Annotated in this window: 15 protein-coding genes and 1 tRNA gene; 10 read left to right on the top strand and 6 right to left on the bottom strand. The window is 47.5% G+C overall.

The window, feature by feature from the left end:
- Positions 1-91: 91 nt before the first annotated feature.
- The 5 genes from F4Z13_05705 to F4Z13_05685 all read left to right on the top strand — a co-directional run bounded on the left by F4Z13_05705 (position 92) and on the right by F4Z13_05685 (position 7,782).
- A complete protein-coding gene (locus F4Z13_05705) occupies positions 92-697 on the top strand; it encodes a restriction endonuclease subunit S (protein ID MXZ48728.1) in 606 nt (201 codons plus the stop codon).
- A gap of 4 nt (positions 698-701) precedes the next feature.
- Positions 702-2,216, top strand: a complete 1,515-nt coding sequence (locus F4Z13_05700) for a type I restriction-modification system subunit M (protein ID MXZ48727.1) — start codon at positions 702-704, stop codon at positions 2,214-2,216.
- Positions 2,217-2,260: 44 nt separating this feature from the next.
- Positions 2,261-3,478, top strand: coding sequence for a restriction endonuclease subunit S (locus F4Z13_05695; GenBank protein MXZ48726.1), 1,218 nt, complete (start codon positions 2,261-2,263; stop codon positions 3,476-3,478).
- 287 nt (positions 3,479-3,765) lie between these two features.
- On the top strand, positions 3,766-7,053 hold the full coding sequence (locus F4Z13_05690; GenBank protein ID MXZ48725.1) for a type I restriction endonuclease subunit R: 3,288 nt from the start codon (positions 3,766-3,768) through the stop codon (positions 7,051-7,053).
- The gene (locus tag F4Z13_05685) at positions 7,054-7,782 is read left to right on the top strand and encodes a M48 family metallopeptidase (GenBank protein ID MXZ48724.1); all 729 of its coding nucleotides are present in this window, start codon (positions 7,054-7,056) and stop codon (positions 7,780-7,782) included.
- Between the two features lie 518 nt (positions 7,783-8,300).
- Here the strand turns inward: F4Z13_05685 and F4Z13_05680 are convergent.
- Entirely contained in the window at positions 8,301-8,657 is a 357-nt protein-coding gene (locus F4Z13_05680; GenBank protein MXZ48723.1) for a helix-turn-helix domain-containing protein, read from the bottom strand.
- Between the two features lie 127 nt (positions 8,658-8,784).
- On the opposite strand from F4Z13_05680, the gene F4Z13_05675 reads away from it, so the two are divergent.
- Both F4Z13_05675 and F4Z13_05670 read left to right on the top strand, forming a co-directional pair.
- Positions 8,785-8,856, top strand: a tRNA-Thr gene (locus F4Z13_05675).
- A 48-nt stretch (positions 8,857-8,904) separates the two neighbouring features.
- A complete protein-coding gene (locus F4Z13_05670; GenBank protein MXZ48722.1) occupies positions 8,905-10,599 on the top strand; it encodes an OFA family MFS transporter in 1,695 nt (564 codons plus the stop codon).
- Positions 10,600-10,683: 84 nt separating this feature from the next.
- Here the strand turns inward: F4Z13_05670 and F4Z13_05665 are convergent, their stop codons facing one another.
- Complete coding sequence (locus F4Z13_05665) at positions 10,684-11,931, bottom strand: 6-phosphofructokinase (protein ID MXZ48721.1); 1,248 nt, start codon at positions 11,929-11,931, stop codon at positions 10,684-10,686.
- Positions 11,924-12,640, bottom strand: a complete 717-nt coding sequence (locus F4Z13_05660) for a rhomboid family intramembrane serine protease (GenBank protein ID MXZ48720.1) — start codon at positions 12,638-12,640, stop codon at positions 11,924-11,926. Before F4Z13_05660 ends, F4Z13_05665 begins: the two co-directional genes overlap by 8 nt.
- An 89-nt stretch (positions 12,641-12,729) precedes the next feature.
- On the opposite strand from F4Z13_05660, the gene F4Z13_05655 reads away from it, so the two are divergent.
- From F4Z13_05655 to F4Z13_05645, 3 genes are read left to right on the top strand one after another with little or no spacing between them, the layout of a single operon-like run.
- On the top strand, positions 12,730-13,188 hold the full coding sequence (locus F4Z13_05655; GenBank protein MXZ48719.1) for a hypothetical protein: 459 nt from the start codon (positions 12,730-12,732) through the stop codon (positions 13,186-13,188).
- 6 nt (positions 13,189-13,194) lie between these two features.
- A complete protein-coding gene (queG, locus tag F4Z13_05650; protein MXZ48718.1) occupies positions 13,195-14,331 on the top strand; it encodes a tRNA epoxyqueuosine(34) reductase QueG in 1,137 nt (378 codons plus the stop codon).
- A 12-nt stretch (positions 14,332-14,343) separates the two neighbouring features.
- A complete protein-coding gene (locus F4Z13_05645; protein MXZ48717.1) occupies positions 14,344-14,766 on the top strand; it encodes a nuclear transport factor 2 family protein in 423 nt (140 codons plus the stop codon).
- Here the strand turns inward: F4Z13_05645 and obgE are convergent.
- From obgE to F4Z13_05630, 3 genes are all read right to left on the bottom strand, one after another.
- Positions 14,726-15,763, bottom strand: coding sequence for a GTPase ObgE (obgE, locus tag F4Z13_05640; GenBank protein MXZ48716.1), 1,038 nt, complete (start codon positions 15,761-15,763; stop codon positions 14,726-14,728). The genes F4Z13_05645 and obgE overlap by 41 nt on opposite strands.
- A 92-nt stretch (positions 15,764-15,855) precedes the next feature.
- On the bottom strand, positions 15,856-16,278 hold the full coding sequence (locus tag F4Z13_05635; protein ID MXZ48715.1) for a hypothetical protein: 423 nt from the start codon (positions 16,276-16,278) through the stop codon (positions 15,856-15,858).
- A gap of 66 nt (positions 16,279-16,344) precedes the next feature.
- The gene (locus tag F4Z13_05630; protein ID MXZ48714.1) at positions 16,345-17,160 is read right to left on the bottom strand and encodes a DUF1460 domain-containing protein; all 816 of its coding nucleotides are present in this window, start codon (positions 17,158-17,160) and stop codon (positions 16,345-16,347) included.

The following is a 17,160-nucleotide window of genomic DNA, read 5'->3' as shown; positions in this document are numbered from 1 at the left end:
CATCTTATCCCAATAAATCAAGCCCCATTTCTTATGGGGTAAAAATTTTTTTGATTTTTTATTTTTTAAAATATATTTTTTATTATGCATCATGACATATGAGGAAATAAAACTAACGAAGCTTGGCAATTTGTCAACCATTATCTCCGGTTACCCGTTTCGCGGTAAGATTAAAGAGGATCCTAATAGCGAGGTCGCTGTTGTTCAGATCAAAGACATTAACACCGAAACTGGGTTGAACTGGGAAAATCTTGTACGCACCCGTTTAACTAGTCGCCGCAAGCCTGAGTGGTTGAAGAGGGGGGACATACTTTTTACTGCGCATGGCAATCGAAACGTTGCGGCCTGTTTAAATGAAGTCAATTTGAAAGCTGTTTGTTCCCCCCATCTGTTCCTGATCCGCCTGAGGGATGAAATCCCAGTATTGCCGGCATTCATCGCGTGGCAAATCAATCAAGTTTCGGCACAGCAATATTTGTCTACTTTGGCAACAGGTTCATACATCACTAGCATTAGGCGGCAGGTATTGGAGAATTTACCTATTTCGGTGCCGAACATTAGTACGCAAGAAGCCATAGTTGTTTTTCACGAGGCAGCGGTTCGGGAAAAACAACTACTTCTCGATATGATTGGAAACAGAAACCGCCAGATGCGTGCCTTAGCAGTTATGGCTTTAGCAAAACAGAAGGGAGATTAGAGAAATGGAAGATTTTATTGATCAGGAAGAAATCAATCAGGTTGTCTGGGGGGCCTGCGACAGTTTTCGGGGAATCGTTGATCCAAGTATTTACAAGGATTACATTCTGACCATGTTGTTTGTGAAGTACATATCAGACGTATGGAAAGATCACTATACTAAGTATAAAGAAGAGCATGGGGAACATCCAGAATTTATTGAAGAACTCATGAAGAACGAACGCTTTGTTCTTCCCGAGGATGCCAGCTTCTACGCTCTTTACGAACACCGCTACGAGCCTGGAAATGGCGAGCGCATTGACAAAGCACTCCATGCAATTGAGGAGGCCAACATTCACAAGCTTCGGGATGTGTTTCAGGATATAAGTTTTAACAGTACACGGCTTGGTGATGAGGCACAGAAGAACGATATTCTCCGCCATGTTCTGGAAGATTTCGAACGGCCCGAGCTGGATTTGAGCCCAAGCCGAATCGGTAATCTTGACGTGATCGGAAACGCCTATGAGTTTCTCATCAGAAATTTTGCAGCTACGGGCGGCAAGAAAGCAGGAGAGTTTTACACTCCGCCTGAGGTTTCAGAACTGATTGCCGAACTTATTGCGCCCAAAGAAGGAGATGAGATCTGCGATCCGGCCTGCGGTTCCGGTTCATTACTAATAAAATGTGGCCTTCAGGTTCAAAAAACAAGCGATATTTCTCACAAACATTACTCACTTTACGGCCAAGAGGCCATTGGTAGCACTTGGGCGCTTGCTAAGATGAATATGTTCCTTCATGGTGAAGACAATCACCGTATAGAATGGGGTGATACTATACGCAATCCTAAACTTCTTGGCGATGAGAATGGACTGAAGCTTTTTGATGTTGTTGTTGCTAATCCTCCGTTCAGTCTTGACAAATGGGGTCGAGAAAAGGCGGAGGAGGATAGGTTCGGTCGTTTTCGGCGTGGTTTGCCACCAAAGACCAGAGGAGATTACGCCTTTGTTCTACACATGATCGAAACTCTCAAACCCAGAACCGGACGTATGGGTATTGTTGTGCCACACGGTGTATTATTCCGCGGTGCGTCCGAAGGTAAAATCAGAAAGCGACTCATTGAAGAAAATCTGTTGGATATCGTTATTGGTCTGCCGGAAAAACTGTTTTACGGCACTGGGATTCCCGCTGCGATATTAGTGTTCAGGTGTAACAAGCCGAACACGGATGTACTTTTTGTGGAAGCCAGCCGTGAGTACAAGGACGGTAAGAACCAGAATCAGCTAACAGAGGAAAATATCAAAAAGATAGTTGTTACTTGCCATAATCGAGAGCATCTCGATAAATATGCGTATCTGGCAACAGTCGATGAAATCAGGGGAAACGATTATAACCTCAACATTCCTCGCTATGTCAATACCTTTGAGGAGGAAGAGGAAATTGATCTAATGACCGTTAAGAAAGAACGGGAAAAACTAAAAGCCCAGTTGGCTAAGCTGGAAATAGAAATGGAGGGATACTTAAAAGAATTAGGCTATGAGTAAAAATCAGTTGACCAAGATAACTAAACCCCAAAAAGAGGTCTGGTATGATTGATGGATGGCGTGAGGTGCTCTTGGGGGATATTGCCGAGATTGATCTGCAAAACCTTGGATCGAAAACCAAACCTGACTTCGAGTTTGAATATATCTCATTGTCCAATGTAGAACCTGGAAGAATTGTTGGGCCACTAGAGAAGTGTAAGTTTGCAGATGCTCCATCGCGGGCTCGGCGTATTGTTGGAGAAGGAGATATCCTGATTTCAACGGTAAGACCCAATCTTCTGGGTTTCGCTAGGGTGGGTTCCGATCACCGAAAATGTATTGCTTCTACAGGGTTTGCAGTGGTCAAATTAAACAAATCTTTTGAAGAATCATACATATTTCATCTTCTTTTCACTCACCAGTTACGAGCACAGTTTCATGCGCTTGTAGTTGGTTCGAATTATCCCGCAATTAACTCCAATGATGTAAAAAAACTACGTATAGTAGCGCCACCGCTGTTTGAGCAACGCAAAATAGCTAAAATCCTTTCTACTTGGGATCAAGCTATTGAAGTTGTGGAAGAGCTTATTTCCAACAGTCAAGCTCAAAAAAAAGCACTGATGCAGCAGTTGTTTTTTGGTGAGGAAAGGGTTTTTGGGGAAAGTTGGTCAGAAGTATCTATTGGTGAGCTTGGAGAAATCTCTGGTGCTGGTGTGGATAAGAAAACGAAGGCTGATGAGAAATCTGTTAGGCTCCTGAATTATCTTGATGTTTTAAACAAGGATTATATTTTTGACAAGGATTTAGATCACTGGGTTACTGCCCCAGATCGTCAAATTGCAAGTTGCGATATCCAAAAAGGAGATATTTTTTTTACCCCATCTTCTGAAACACGAAGTGATATTGCACATTCCGCAGTTGCTACCGAGAATATCTGTGGATCGGTATACAGTTATCATGTTGTCAGGCTTCGTCTTCATGAGTTGTGGGATTTAAACTTCAGTGCTTACGCATTCAAATCCCCTCATTTTTTTAGACAGGCATATCAGTTGTGTGAAGGGAGCGGACAACGCTATGTGCTCTCCCAGCGATATTTTCGCCAAATGACAGTGCATGTTCCTTCAATCCAGACACAACGAACTATAGGGATCATATTAAGGACAATGGATGAAGAAATAGCTAAATTCAAAGCTATTGCCACTGTATTGCATCAAGAGAAAAAAGCTCTAATGCAACAACTTTTAACTGGTAACCGGCGTGTAAAAATGGAAAGCACTAAATGAGTAAGAGCCATTCGTTTTCTGTTTATCTCTTAAAGCAGGATTTTAACGCTTTAAATGTTCTTGAGGATGATCACGAGTTGAATGAAGAAAAAGAAGCCAAAAACCTGCCCGATGATACATCGTCAATTATATCTTAAACAACAAACCGCGGATACCTTGGTGGATAGACTACTTTGGCATCTAAATGGAATGCATAAGAATAAAGGGAGTTGTGGCCTCTTAGGGACTCATTGCGGATTTGCCTAGAAAGTTTCGACAAAGGAGGCATAGATAAAGTAAAGAATAGTATGAACGGAACTCCAGAGACCACAGAACAATACAGTTCGCACATTCCTGCCTTGCAAACCCTTGTAGCGATGGGATGGAGTTTTATGTCTACTGAGAAGTGTCTTTCCGCTAGGGGTAGTATGCAAGAAGTGCTTATGCCCAATGTGCTTATAGAGGAACTTAGCAAGCGCCGCTTTGAGTATAAGGGCAATAAATATCAGCTTTCTTCTAATGCGATCGAGCAGATTGTTCGTGAACTGTCGGTCTCTTCGCTTCACGAGGGATTACTCTCGTCAAACGAGCGCTTTTACAATAAATTGTGCCTAGGGACCACTGTTACTGAGTTTATAGATGGCAAAAAGCATTCGCCAACTATCTCGATCATTGACTGGGAAAATCTATCAACTAATAGCTTTATCGTTACCGAAGAGTTAGAAGTTCTTTCATCAGATGGCACACATACTAGGAAACCGGACATAGTATGTTACGTAAACGGCATTCCTTTGGCTATAATTGAGGCCAAGAGGCCAGATTCTGGAAGTCTCAATAAATCTATTGTTGATGAGGGTATCAGTCAGAATATCCGCAACCAAAAGAGAGACGAAATTCCCCATTTGTTTATCTATAGCCAGCTTCTGTTAAGCATAAGTGGCACGGACGGACGCTACGGAACTACTGCAACGCCGAAGAAATTCTGGGCCAAGTGGCGGGAAGAAGAGTTTGAAGAGGATCATTTTTCGAAAATCAAGAATACGCCACTTTCATATCCTGCAAAGGCCACGATTTTTGCGAACCGGCCTCTAGAGGTTAGAGAGTATTTTGAGAGCCTATGGTCCGAGAAACAGATGACTACAGACCAAGACAGGCTGATAATCAGTCTGCTATCGCCAAAACAGTTTCTTGAGTTCATCCGCTTCTACCTATTATTTGATCAGAGAGTTGGCAAGGTCGCCGCCCGTTATCAACAGGCATTCGGTGTCAAATCTCTTGTCAAAAGAATTAAAGAAAAAAAGCCCGAGGGAGGACGCGAGGACGGCGTTATCTGGCACACGACCGGTTCGGGCAAGTCCTTCACAATGGTTTTTCTTTGTAAGGCGCTTTTGTTACATCCTGATCTCAAGAACTGTAGGATTGTTGTTGTAACCGACCGCATTGATCTTGAAAAGCAGCTTGCTAGGACATTCTTGACGAGTGGAGCATTCGGTTCAGAAATTGCTGGAGTGAAAAAGGGTGAGAAAGCCAAAGTCTCTTCAGGAAAGGATCTTGCGAACCGCATTGGCAAGGGCAATGAACGGATTATCTTTACGATTATCGACAAGTTTAATACGGCTTCTAAGCTGCCAGAGTGCCGAAACGATAGCGAGGACATAATTGTTATCGTGGATGAAGGACACCGCAGTCATGGCGGTGAAACCCACGAACGTATGAAACATGCCATTCCCAACGCGTCATACATCGCGTTTACTGGTACGCCGCTTCTCAAAGGAGAGAAGACTACCGAGAAATTTGGTCCGATTATACACACCTACACAATGCGCAGAGCCGTGGAGGACCACACTGTGACCCCGTTGCTCTATGAAGAGCGTAGATCCGAACTCAACGTAACTGAGGAGGCTATTGATAATTGGTTTGAAAAAATAACCGCGAGTCTCTCCGACAGGCAGAGAAACGATCTAAAAAAGAAGTGGGGGAATAAGGGGCCTTTATACGGTTCGGCTAATCGCATTGAGCTGATTGCCTGGGACATTGCAGTTCATTTCAACGAGAACTTCAAAAAACTCGGACAGGGTCTAAAGGGCGAGGTTGCTACCGATAGCAGGCTTTCTGCCATCCGGTACAAAAAATATTTGGACAAAACCGGTCTTGTGTCGAGTGCGGTGGTAATTTCTCCGCCTGATACTCGCAAGGAACATTACAGCATTGACGAAAGAGACGTACCAGAAGTTCAGCAGTGGTGGAGAGAGAATATTCAGGGAAACCAGCACGAATATGAACGGGATGTTGTTGAACGGTTCGGAACAGATGACCCGCCGGACTTACTGATAGTTGTCGACAAGCTTTTGACTGGGTTTGACGAACCTAGAAACGCAGTGCTTTATATCGACAAACCGCTTAAACAGCACAATCTTATTCAGGCCGTTGCACGCGTAAACCGGTTGCATGATGCCAAGGATTATGGCTTGCTAATAGATTATCGAGGCATTCTCAAAGAGCTTGACACGGCGATTAAGAAGTATCAGGATCTCGCAGATCGTACTCAGCAAGGTTATGACATTGACGACTTAAACGGTTTGTATCGACAGGTAAGTGCCGAATACAAAAGATTGCCTGTCCTGCATGATCGTTTATGGAAAATCTTTGTTGTGGTCGAAAACAGAAAAGACCTTGAACAATACCGTAGCATCTTGATACCTCAATACGAAAAAGACGCAGAGGGAAGAAATTATGATGTGCGTCAAAAAACCCGGGAAGATTTTTACGTAGCACTAACAGAGTATGGAATGTGTCTTAAAACAGCGCTTTCCTCCCGGTCTTTTTTTGAAGACTCTTTTTTCTCGGAATCACTGATTCAAACCTATAAGAAAGACCTGAGTTTTTTTACCAGTCTTAGGAAAATCGTTAGACAGGATGCCCATGAAGCCGTCGATTACAGTACTTACGAAAGACAGATTAGTAGCTTGGTTGATAAGCATATTGTTGGCACTGGGGTTCGGGAACCCGAGGGCACAATTCTAGTGGATGAGCTTGGGCAAAATAAAGACCCAGAGAACTGGACAAAAGAGAAAACGAGAAATGAGACTGATGTAATAAAAAGTCGTATCGAGCGAATCATAGAGCAGGATCTGGGTGATGATCCTTATGCGCAACAAATGTTTTCGGAGCTTTTAAGGCGAGCGATTGAGGAAGCGGATGCAATGTTTGATTATCCGTACAAGCAATATGTCCTACTCAGGGACCTTGAAGAGAAAATCAGTAACCGCGAGGTGGATACAGTTCCGAATGTCTTTAATGATAACCGGTATGCCAAGGCATATTATGGTGTTTTCCGTCTTGTACTTGGAGAAGAATATTTTGAGAGGTTAGACAAAAAAGAACATGACAGGATTGCAGAGCTGGTTTTTAATATTGACAAAGTCGTTAGAAGTGCAGTTGCTACATATTCCATAAGTTCTCAGAACATGGAGGCGGAAATACGCAAGACGCTGTTGAAGCTTTTATTTGAAATTGTCGGGCTCGATAATGCAAAGAAAATCATTGAGCGGGTAATCCATATTACTCGAGTTGGAGTCGGCAAAGGGGCACTTTAGATGATTAAAAAGAGTTTTGTCTATGGAGATGAGAAGTTTGAGTATGACATTTGCTTCACGTCGAGACGTCTCAAGGAAGTAGCGATTCGTATCCGTCCCGATGGAAGCGTTCGGGTCAACGCTCCAGAAAACCGATCAATGGATGAAATTCATGCTGCCGTTCTTAAACGTGCGAACTGGATTAAGCGGCATCTTTCCGAAGTGCGCAAATTGCGACAGAATGTACTGCCGAGAAGTTATGTTAGCGGAGAGAGCTTCTTTTACTTGGGACGGCGTTACCAACTTAAGGTTGATTGTGGTGCTAAGAAAGAGGATTCGGTCAAATTATTTCGAGGATATCTCTGCGTTGAGGGGTTGAACAAAGACCCGGCTGTGATTAAGAAGAAAATTGATAAATGGTATCGCGAGCGGGCTAGGAAAACATTTCAATGCCGTATAGAGGCACTTTTTGATACAGTTACATGGCTCGAATCAATCCCTAGCTTGCAATTGCTGAAGATGAAAAAGCAGTGGGGAAGTTGTTCTCCGCGGGGAAAAATCTTACTCAATCCACACTTAGTAAAAGCGCCTCGTGAATGCGTGGATTATGTAATCCTGCACGAACTCTGTCATCTTCAGGAGCATAACCATAGTCCGCGATTTTACCGGTTGCTGGACAAGGTAATGCCCGAATGGCGATTTGTAAAAACAAAGCTCGATAGTATGGCCGAAATGCTACTAAACGAATGAAGTAAGATAGTAAGCGTGTTCCTTATGATGTGTGATTCGACTTCTCGTTTGTCGTGGTAATAAATATACCTGATAATAGGAAAAAGTCAATAGTTAGAGGGAAATAGAAACCATATTTGTTTCTGTTTTTTACTTATTTATTCCTTCCATTATATTTTTAATCGCTTGTTAGTTGAAACGAACCCGCTCTGTCGGGTCTCCGTGAATATAACACCCGTCCAGAGAAATAAACGGTACGTCCAAGCTCGTTTTGACTAACAAGTAAGGCTCGGTACCACTATATTCAGGGCCGAGGAAAATGTTTGTTATGAGAAGGATTTTAGCTTTATTGGCCGTGCTGTTCTTTTTATTTATTCCCCTCTCTGCTTATCCTCAAGTACGCATAGAACCGGATGCTTTGATTGACTCGAATTTTAGCAGAGGAGCGGTAGAACAAGGTGTCCAGATAATCCGTTTATATGGGTATACATGCAATAGTGTGAGCAGTCTTTTCGTGGGGTGGAAAGGGAACGTCAAGATCAAGTGTAACAATTATAGATATACATACGAGATAGTGGACAGGGGAGGAATGTGGGTGGTCTGTATAGATAAATGCAAATTTTAAGGAGGTAGTTATAAAGAGTCTTGTATAACTCCATCACCTCCGAGCTCTCCTCCTGCGGGGCCCGGTTGTGGGAGAGTGCTCCCAGCCGGCGGTCCAAAAGCCCACGCATCCCTTCGTTGCTGTATCGGACTGTGTAACGACGAAACGTCCTCTTCCCTATACCGAACTGCTCTGCCGCCTCTGCCTGTGTCACCTTCTTCTCCTTCCATCTCCTGTATACCCTCTCGAACTGGTTCATCCTGACTCTCTGCAGAAACCTTGTCTGGTCCATGGATACCTCCTCCTGTGGAGAAGATAAATCCAGACAATCCTTCTTCAGCAAAACCGGACAGATGGCGTGCTATTAACATCATATTCACAAAATTTTTTCCTGTGTCATAATTAACCAGACAATTACTGCCGATGTAGCTCAGTGGTAGAGCAGCTCACTCGTAATGAGCAGGTCAGGGGTTCGAATCCCCTCGTCGGCTGTATGTCGCTTCAGCTCTACCTCGTCGACTAACTACGTGATACAGCCAATGACGAGTCTTTTATCAAAAGAACGTATCGTTAGAGGTCCGGAATTCAACCGCTGGCTGGCTGTACCTCCGTCTATTGCGGTTCACCTGTGCATTGGTTCCGTTTACGCCTGGAGCATATATAATCCGGCGTTAGTTGAAGTGCTTGGCGTTGCCACTAGTGCGGGGGACGATTGGACCCTGCGTCAGGTAGTGTGGATATTCAGCGTTGCGATCGCGTTCACTGGGCTTACGGCGGCGTTTGCCGGCAAATGGGTTGAGAAGGTGGGACCACGCATGGTCTGTGTGGCGGCAGCGTGTTTTTGGGGTGGCGGCTACATGCTCAGCAGTCTCGGTGTTACCTTGCATCAACTGTGGCTGATTTATCTGGGTTACGGCGTAATCGGCGGTATCGGTCTGGGTTTAGGTTATGTTTCACCGGTCAGCAATTTAATTCGCTGGTTTCCGGACCGACGCGGCTTGGCTGCCGGAATGGCGATCATGGGCTTCGGTGGCGGGGCGATGGTTGCGGTGCCGCTTAAGGAATTTTTCCTCAAGTACTTTTACAAGGCGCCTCAATATCTGGGGACGGCCGACGCTGTCGATATGATCACTCATTCGGGCCGACGCTTTGTTGAAGTAGGCGGTCAGCTAAAAGAGGTTGTCGTCGCGGGGGCCACCGAGGCGGCACATGTGCTGGCGCCCGGAACCGAAGTGGCCGGGGTGTATGTGGTTGGCACCGGTTCTGCGGGAGTCGCCCAGACCTTCCTTCTCTTCGGAGTGGTTTATTTTCTTGTGATAATGATCTCGGCGTTTTTATATCGTGTTCCGGTTCCGGGGTATAGACCGAAGGGATGGGAGCCGCCGGCCGATAAGGATTCCAGCAAGCGAATGATCAGTCAGAAAGATGTGCATATGGATCAGGCGTTAAAAACATCTCAGTTCTACCAAGTGTGGGTCGTACTGTGCCTCAACGTTACAGCCGGCATCGGGATTATCTCTGTCGCCAAGACGATGATGACCGAGATATTCAGCAGCGCGCTTCCGGATATTGTTGATGTTACCTTTGCCGCCACTTATGTCTTGATGATCGGCATGTTCAACATGCTAGGGCGGATTATATGGGCAAGTGCCTCCGATAAACTAGGGCGGCGCAATACGTGTTCGATATTTTGCGCGGTCGGTTTTTTCTTGTATTTGTCCATTCCCGTGGCTGCCCTCCAGGTGAATCTTAATCCTTCGATTTTCTGGCTGTTAATGTTTTACGCGGCGACGATGATAATTTTTACTTTCTACGGGGGAGTCTTCGCCACCGTTCCGGCATATCTTGCCGACCTGTTTGGTACTCGCTACGTCGGCGGCATCTACGGACGTTTGCTGACCGCTTGGAGCGTCGCCGGAGTGCTCGGCCCCTTGGCGGTCACCTCGCTTAGAGATCGTTCGCTTATGGCCGAAATCAATCGCCTCGCAGAAATGGTATCGCCGGATGAATTCGTCAAGACTTTCGGAGCCGGAGTTAACGACCTCGAGATACTCGTACAAAATAAAACCGTAACGCTTGCGAAACTCATGGATATCGCGCCTGAGGGGACAGTAGATCCCACGGCTTCCTTGTACAACTCGACGATGTATGTGATGGCGGCGCTATTAATAATCGCTTTGATAAGCAATCTCCTGATAAAACCGGTTGACGAAAAACATCACATAAAGGACTGATTTTAGTTAGCTTTTCTTCCGACTTGCGTCCCGCCAGTTTCGTGGAGAGACCGCTTGGGCTAGAAAGGAGCGTAGCGTGCGGCGTCAGCGGAAGATTTTTGAGAAGTACTCCCTGAATTCGCCGCCGTTAAGGCTGGTCTGTTCAGAGAGCTTTTTAAGGGCCACGGGTGTTTCAATATCGTCGCGATTTAACTTGATCATGTATTTTTGCGAAACCTCGTAGGCTTCTGTGTTCTTGTCCATATATCTCACTTTGATGCTGTTTGTTTTTTCATCTATTAGTTCTTGAAACGGGATCGCTTGTATTTTCCCCGTTCTTACATATACAAGAGCCCCGTCTTCCTCTCCGTCAAGCAGGTACTTGACGGCGCAGTAGCCGAGCTTTCGCGTATAATCCACGTCAAACGGAATCGGATTGGCCGAGCGCATTTCATAGCCCAGTCTCTTGTGCACCAGTTCCACTTCGACTCCTTTTTCGGAGAGTTTTTCGCCAAGAGTGCTTTTGAGAAGCTGACCGAAGTTAACGTCAACGTACCTTATTCTTCCCATGCCGTCTTTGTCCATAAGTCCCAAGTCAACGGGATCTATCTTGTCAAGCATTCCTTCGGCGAGTATCGCCACTCCGTACTCCCTCCCCATGCTCATTCTTTTTATTATGGAACCCTCGAGAATGGCTACGACCTTCTCAAGAGGCACTTTTTCCTCTTCGAAATCCTCTGGGATTATCGTTATGGTGGCTCCTGATGACTGCCCGATTCCAAGAGCCAGGTGGCCGGTTCTTCTCCCCATGGTTATAACCAGAAACCACCTGCCCGTAGTTCTCGCCTCTTCCATTATGTTGTTCATTATCTTCGCTCCCACATCCCTTGCGGTCTCGAATCCGAAGGTTGATATGTAGTCGGGAAGGGCGATATTGTTGTCTATTGTTTTGGGCAGGTGCGCTATCTTTAATCTTCCCCCGAAGTGCTCGTGAAGCGTCTTTGCGAGAAACATTGTTCCGTCGCCGCCTATGGTTATCAGGTTGCCTATGCCGAGTTTTTCAATCGAGGAAACCGTGTTTTTAAAGGTTTGCTCAGTCGCAAGGGGATTTTGTCTGGATATTCCGATAATCGAGCCGCCGGTTGTGTGAATCCTCGAGGTGTTCTGGATATCAAGATCTAGAACTTTCGAGGTGTCTCCCATGGAGATCCACTTAAACCCGTCGAGAATTCCAATTACTTTCTTCCCCCTGTTTCTGGCCTCGATAGTGGCCGAGCTTATCACGCCGTTTATCCCGGGGGCGGGTCCTCCGGCCGCTATTATTCCCAGATTGTCCATTTTCTTGCTAGTCATCTTGTCCGTACCACCCCGTTCCGTAACCGGCTTTGTATTTCTTACTTCGGTATCCCCGCGTGTAAAGAAAACTCCCTCCGGCTATGGCTCCGCAGGCAAATCCTGACATATGCACCCACAGGCCCTCGGTTCCCGCGTCACCAATATAGCCGATTCCGGTCAGAAACTGAACGGCAAACCAGAAAATTATGAAAAGGTAAGCCCTTATGCGCACGAAGTAGACAAATACCAGGACTATGAAAAGCGTAAGAATTTTTGATCTTGGGAAAAAGAGCATGTATGCGCCCAGGACTCCGGAAATCGCCCCGCTTGCTCCTATTACCGGAACTGCGGAGTGGGAGTTTAAAGCCACCTGGATGAATACGGCTAGCAGCCCGCACACGAGATAGAAAAGCAGGTATCTTGCGTGGCCCAGCAGATCTTCAATCGCGTTTCCGAATATGTAGAGGAAAATTAGATTTCCGGCTAGGTGTATCCAGTTTTCATGGATGAACATGGAACTGAAATATTTTGCCGTTCTGTCAAGGAATCCGTAGGCCTCGAGGGTGGTTATCTTGCTGGGCACAATACCGTGCGTATGGTAGAACATCTCAAGTGCCTCCCCTGTCAGAAGAAGGGTATACGCGAAAACCAGTACGTTTACGGCGAGAAGCGCGTAATTCACAAAGGGGACGATCTCGGTTTTTATTGTGCTTCTAATCGGTATCATTATCGTAACAATTATACTTAAGGCAGTTCCGGGAGTAGGGTAAATTGCGAAAACGCCGCACGGATGTTCTGACAAGGATAAGGACGGATATGGAAAAGAAGTTCCACGAGGTTACCTGCCTCCTGGTAAACGTCGCGGTGTTTGACTCCGCCTCAAGCGGCGACCTAGGGATTCCTGAGAACTTGTCTGCACCCGAGCTTCTTCAGGAGCTTCGTTCCCTTGAAGTGGAAATTGTCTTTTACGGTCCCGGTGCCAGGCACTTCGTCTCAACAAACGGGTTCGGGGGCCTGGTCGAAGAGAACGGTCACCTAATAACCGCCGACCGCGCTTATGTTCTCGACAGCGTGGGAAGAAAGGACAGCGTGCTGCTGGGTTCTGAGCTCTCCGACATTGATTTTTTTCTCTCCGGGATTTTCTCCGTATCGCCAAGCTCCGCTCCGCTTGACCTCAAGGCGGTTTCGAGCTACGTATCGAACTTCGATGGAGAAGCGGTTTTCACGGAGCTTGGAAACCTGATCGTTAACTCGAAAAGGGAAGACCGGGAATAGTTTTTCATGAAGGAAACTAAGCGACTCTCAATGCTTATAAAGAATCACGCGCTTGCCCTGGGCTTTGACCTTGTGGGGATAAGCCCGGCGGAGGGTCATTACGCGGAAGCGGACTTTTTCGAGCGGTGGCTCGGGCGGGGTTATGCGGGGGAGATGAACTATCTTGAGAGAGGGCTCCTTAAGAGGAAGGAAGTGGAAAGGGTTCTCCCCGGCGCCAGATCGGTCGTTTCCTGCGCCGTTAACTACAATACGGAGAATCCACGCTCGACGGAAGCTTCGGGTGGGGGCTGGATATCGAGGTACGCCTGGGGAGACGATTACCACGACGTAATGGGAGAGATGCTCGACGGGCTTGCGGACTACATAACGGGTCTTTTCCCCGAAGAAACAGGCGTCAGGGCTTACGTGGATACGGGGCCGGTTCTTGAGAAAGTGCACGCGAGTCGCTCGGGAGTGGGTTGGGTGGGTAAAAACACCTGTCTCATAAACCAGGAGGTCGGTTCCTGGCTTTTTTTGGGAGAGGTGATAACCGATATCGAACTTGACTACGACTCGGCAGCTGAGGATCGCTGCGGTACCTGCACCAGGTGCATAGACGCCTGTCCCACCGATGCCATAGTGGAGCCTTACGTGCTTGACGCCAGGAAATGCATTTCCTACCTTACGATAGAACTTAAGGGGAAAATGCCGCTTGAACTCAGGGAAGGGGTGGAAAACAATGTTTTCGGGTGCGACGTGTGTCAGGACGTGTGTCCGTGGAACCACGACGCTCTTTTTACTCTCAAGGAAAACTTCAGGCCGCGGGAAAAACTGCTCAGCCCCGATTTCAAATGGCTTCTCGAGCTTGACGGGGATGGTTTCCGGGAGATTTTCAGAAAGAGTCCGGTCAAGAGGGCCAAGCGCAGGGGTTTCATGAGAAATGTGCTCGTGGCTGTTGGAAATTCGGGAAATAAGGAGTATATAGAATACGCAAGGAGCCTTCTCGGAGATGATGAGCCGATCGTAAGGGCTCACGCGGTCTGGGCGTTCTGGATGCTTGGGGGAGAGGATTGCCAAGGCGAGCTTGAGTGTCTGCTTGAGACCGAAACCGACGGGGAAGTGCTGGAAGAAATTCACCATGCTATCGGTTCCCCGCGAAACTGAGGTTTGTTTCTCATGAGTTATGAGAAAGACGAAATAATAAAGGCGAACAGAAAATTCTACGACGCCCGTAACCGCTACGATGTTGAACTCATAGAGCGGGTCTGGCTTACCGACGGCAGGGCCAAGTGCGTTCACGCGGGCTGGCCGATAATTCTCGGATGGGAAGCGATAAGGGAGAGCTGGAAGACCATTTTCGAGACGGGCGGATTTGACCGCGTTGATATTTCGAATTTCTTTGTTGACGTAAAGGGAAATTCGGCTTGGCTTAACTGCGTTGAGAGGGCGACTTACTCAATAGACGATCGCAGGGTTGTGGTGCTGGCCCAGGCGACCAACATATTCGAGCTTGACGATGGAGAATGGAAGATGGCGCTTCATCACGCTTCCCTGATGCCTATTCCTCGCACGGAGATTGATTACGAGAATCTTCAGTAAGGAGACTGAGTCTCTCCCCAATTAAGTAGACCAACTGCTGGCAAGCCTCTCCCGTGACCGCGGATATGCTTAGGGTTTCGATGTCCCTTTCCTTGAGCCGTTTTGCCGTCTCCGCTTCTCTGTCTTCGGCTTCGACGATATCGATTTTGTTGAGAATGACCAGCTGAGGCTTCTCGGCAAGCTTCGCCGAGTACTCCTTTAGCTCCGAGTTGATCTTGTCAAAGTCCTCTACGGGATCCCTCCCCGAAATCGGGTCAAGGTCAAGCATGTGAACCAGAAGGCGGGTTCTCTCCACGTGTTTTAGAAACTGAATACCCAGCCCAAGTCCCTTGTGTGCCCCCTCGATGATCCCGGGGATATCTGCGATTACGAAAGACTGATGGTCTCCGTAGCTTACTACCCCGAGGTTGGGAACAAGAGTCGTGAAAGGATAGCCCGAGATTTTGGGTCTCGCAGCCGAGATTTTCGATATGAGGGTTGATTTCCCCGCGTTTGGAAACCCGAGGATGCCAACGTCGGCAAGCACCTTAAGTTCGAGCCTTATTTCCCTACGCACTCCGGGGCGCCCGCTCTCTACCTGTCTCGGCGCCCGGTTAGTCGGCGATACGAACCTTGAGTTTCCCCTGCCTCCGCCTCCTCCCTTAGCCACGGTAAAGCGCTCGCCGTCCTCGATGAGGTCGGCCAGCGTCTCCCCGTCTTCAGAGGACGTTATCACGGTTCCCGCTGGAACTGGGATGATCAGGTCGGAAGCCGATTTTCCGTGCTGGTCCTTGCCCCTTCCGGGCTGGCCGTTCCGGGCTTTGTATTCTTTTTTGTACCTGTAGTCAAGAAGCGAGGACATATTCGCGTCAGCGACCACCACCACGTCTCCCCCCTTGCCGCCGTCGCCGCCGTTGGGGCCTCCCTTGGGAACGAACTTCTCCCTTCTGAAGCTGACGCATCCGTTGCCGCCGTTACCTGATATAACGGTTATTTTCGCCTCGTCTATAAACTGCATTTTGGTTTGGGCGGGTGAGAATCATCTCGCCGGGGCTTCGGTCTTGCGGATGGTCTGGAGATTTTTCGGACGACCCCCTCCGGGGCGAAGCCCTAGAGCTGTTTTTGATGTTCCGCTATGTCCTTTTTTACGTTTCCCGTTATACCGTCCCAGTATCTCCACCAGTAGGAATCCGGTTCATGGTTCGCCTTCTGCTGCTCGGCCCAGATGAGAACCTGCATGTGGTCTCCGTGATATAGCACCAGTTTCTTCGCGGCGTCGGCAACCTCTTCGTCGTTTATCGGAAGCTTGTTGAGCTCCCCGTCAAAAATGGCCTTTATCTCTTTTATGTAGGGAGCGGCGGCCCTTGAAATCTCCTTGATTTTCTCAGCCGGGGTTGCGACATCTCCCGGAAAAGATTCCTTTACGTTTTTCATGAGGTCCACGAAGTCAAGAAGATTGTCAAGAGAGTCTTGCGCCTTCTTCACTTCCTTGAGACATCCTGTGAGTTCCTTTACGTTTATAGGTAAAGACATTAAACCGCCTCCTTGATTGCAATCATGCCCCGTCCGGGAACAGTTCTGATTCTACCACATAACCCATTACTTTACCCTGTATACCAAAAGTCCGGGCTTGTTTTTCATGTAGGCGGCAAGCTCCTCGTCAAGCACTTTTTCGTGTACCGTGGAAGCGTGACGCAGGTAAACTACGCCGTCCTTTTTAACGGCTATTCCCGTGTGAGAGACGTCAAGGCCGTCTTTATCGGAGTAGATCCCGAGGTAGTCCCCCGTTTTTATCTCTTGGAGAACTGGCGGGCTTAACTTCTCAGAGGGGACATAGCTTACGTCCCTTTTTGCTGTTGCAAGTCCCGGAAGCCAGGAAGAGCCGTCTGTTTTTCTGTTTAGCTCTTTGGTCACGGCTGCCGTTGCGTCGCCCCCGACTTCACGGGTTACATCACGGGCGTTTTTATGGTCTCCGTTTACCCAGTCGGAGAAAAAATGTTTCCTGTTCTCCCACCGCACGGCGCCGTCTTTATATCTCGTTTTCACGAGTTTTTCCTTGAATTCCTCGAAGCTTTGCGAAAGCCTGAGCGACTCCACGTAGTCGATATAGGTAAAGCAGTCAACCCCTGAGAGATCCAGTGTAAGCTGCTCCGTCTCGCCGCTCGCTCCACCAAGGGTGTTTCCCGCGTAGGGAGTTCCGAGAAATTTCTCCGAGAGAAATTCTATTTTGGCGGCGGAACCGTCCTTTAAGGCTGCCTGTTCCATCAGGGTTTCTATTTCCTGCTGCGTCCAGTCCCCAAGAATCACCTTTTCTGAGTGTACGGTCGAGAAGTCTTTTCCGAAGACCGTGAACAGGAACTTGGCCGCGACAACTATGACGATCAGAAGAAAGAGATTTTTGATTATTCTTTTCAT

It is taken from the genome of Candidatus Dadabacteria bacterium, assembly GCA_009837205.1.
Lineage (GTDB): Bacteria > Desulfobacterota_D > UBA1144 > Nemesobacterales > Nemesobacteraceae > Nemesobacter.
This window is presented reverse-complemented; position numbering and strand designations above follow the sequence as displayed.

Excerpts from the sequence above, each read along its gene's own strand:
- F4Z13_05705 (MXZ48728.1), top strand. The coding sequence starts at position 92 with ATGACATATGAGGAAATAAAACTAACGAAGCTTGGCAATTTGTCAACC.
- F4Z13_05700 (MXZ48727.1), top strand. The coding sequence starts at position 702 with ATGGAAGATTTTATTGATCAGGAAGAAATCAATCAGGTTGTCTGGGGG.
- F4Z13_05695 (MXZ48726.1), top strand. The coding sequence starts at position 2,261 with ATGATTGATGGATGGCGTGAGGTGCTCTTGGGGGATATTGCCGAGATT.
- F4Z13_05690 (MXZ48725.1), top strand. The coding sequence starts at position 3,766 with ATGAACGGAACTCCAGAGACCACAGAACAATACAGTTCGCACATTCCT.
- F4Z13_05685 (MXZ48724.1), top strand. The coding sequence starts at position 7,054 with ATGATTAAAAAGAGTTTTGTCTATGGAGATGAGAAGTTTGAGTATGAC.
- F4Z13_05680 (MXZ48723.1), bottom strand. The coding sequence starts at position 8,657 with ATGGACCAGACAAGGTTTCTGCAGAGAGTCAGGATGAACCAGTTCGAG.
- F4Z13_05670 (MXZ48722.1), top strand. The coding sequence starts at position 8,905 with ATGACGAGTCTTTTATCAAAAGAACGTATCGTTAGAGGTCCGGAATTC.
- F4Z13_05665 (MXZ48721.1), bottom strand. The coding sequence starts at position 11,931 with ATGACTAGCAAGAAAATGGACAATCTGGGAATAATAGCGGCCGGAGGA.
- F4Z13_05660 (MXZ48720.1), bottom strand. The coding sequence starts at position 12,640 with ATGATACCGATTAGAAGCACAATAAAAACCGAGATCGTCCCCTTTGTG.
- F4Z13_05655 (MXZ48719.1), top strand. The coding sequence starts at position 12,730 with ATGGAAAAGAAGTTCCACGAGGTTACCTGCCTCCTGGTAAACGTCGCG.
- queG (MXZ48718.1), top strand. The coding sequence starts at position 13,195 with ATGAAGGAAACTAAGCGACTCTCAATGCTTATAAAGAATCACGCGCTT.
- F4Z13_05645 (MXZ48717.1), top strand. The coding sequence starts at position 14,344 with ATGAGTTATGAGAAAGACGAAATAATAAAGGCGAACAGAAAATTCTAC.
- obgE (MXZ48716.1), bottom strand. The coding sequence starts at position 15,763 with ATGCAGTTTATAGACGAGGCGAAAATAACCGTTATATCAGGTAACGGC.
- F4Z13_05635 (MXZ48715.1), bottom strand. The coding sequence starts at position 16,278 with ATGTCTTTACCTATAAACGTAAAGGAACTCACAGGATGTCTCAAGGAA.
- F4Z13_05630 (MXZ48714.1), bottom strand. The coding sequence starts at position 17,160 with ATGAAAAGAATAATCAAAAATCTCTTTCTTCTGATCGTCATAGTTGTC.